Below are 1,216 nucleotides of genomic sequence, written 5' to 3' on the forward strand. Positions count from 1 at the left end.
TTCAAGCCGAAGCCGCTTCGCGGCTCGGCTTAACTCAGGCGTTAGGCCTCATACCAATGATCAAGCCGGACTCGATTTTCTATCGACTTCCCACGGAGCATGATCGCAAGCAGGCCCTTTTTCTTGACGGTATCCGGCACGCTGCCGAGATTGCGCAACTTGGATACCGCCGCTTACAACACACACTTACAAAGATCGCGACAACTGACGACACCCCAAAGAGCAGCGTGTATGCCGCTGCCTATTTAGACGCCTGGTCTTTTGTTGATGCCGTAGATCGTTTCAGGCTTCTGTTAGAACTACTGCCTAACTTTCACCTCGGCTCACCTCCCTCAGGCCAAAAGTCTTTTTTTGAGGTGGCTGCCCCTGTCCGTCAACTTCGCAATGTGGCGGACCATCTAGCGCAAAGAGCTGACTACGTCGTAGCGCGGCAGGGCACGGCGCTAGGATCACTTAGTTGGTTCACGGTAACGGACCTTTCTAAACACCAAGGTCTGCTTTGCGTGGTTGTGCCGGGGACCACTCAAGTAGGCAGCCATCCAGCCAAAGTACCCGCGGGCAAAATCATGGACATCCCAACCGGGTACATTCACCTTGCCGCTGGGGAGCACATGGCCAACCTTTCTGAGGTCTTTGGCAACATGTCGGAGTTCGTAGCTATTCTTGAGGCATCTCTTGAGCGTTCAATCAGCGCGGCAGGGCTGCAAGGTTCTCAAGCGGGCGCAGACCTTATCATTAAGGCCAACATCAACTTTCGGCCTCCCAGCAATGAGGCCTAACAATTCATTCAAGCCGAAACCGCTTCGCGGTTCGGCTTAGTTCAGGCGTTATACGGTGTTGCAACTCACGCCGTCACAGGTGTTGCTTCGTCCATCGTGTCGCGTTTGCTGTACCGCCTTCGGACAGTTCTTCCCGCACGGCGATCGGGCTAGTTCGTCGCATTCTTCCTGCAGCATCCACCCTTCGCCCACCACGCCGTCGCTTCGGTTACTCCACGTTGGGTGGCTTCCGGTTAAAGCAGCCGGTCACGGCAATTGCTACTCTTGCGCCTGGGTCGGGGGGTCTTGGCAGTCGCAGCCTCCATCATTGGCGGCTTCACTGGGCACCACCGCATAACAAGTCATTCAAGCCGAAACCGCTTCGCGGTTCGGCTTAATTCCAGCGTTAGATGGCATGGGAGGCATCATGGGAACTGAGGATCAAGAGAGTTTTGTCA

1 protein-coding gene is annotated in these 1,216 nt (G+C 55.3%); it reads left to right on the top strand.

Going from position 1 to position 1,216, the window contains the following annotated elements; genetic code table 11:
- On the top strand, nt 1–779 hold a 779-nt coding region (locus tag IP90_RS16495; protein WP_206751925.1), incomplete at its 5' end, for a hypothetical protein.
- Nucleotides 780–1,216 lie beyond the last annotated feature (437 nt).

Origin of the sequence: Luteimonas cucumeris (genome assembly GCF_007830035.1) — a bacterium.
Lineage (GTDB): Bacteria > Pseudomonadota > Gammaproteobacteria > Xanthomonadales > Xanthomonadaceae > Luteimonas_C > Luteimonas_C cucumeris.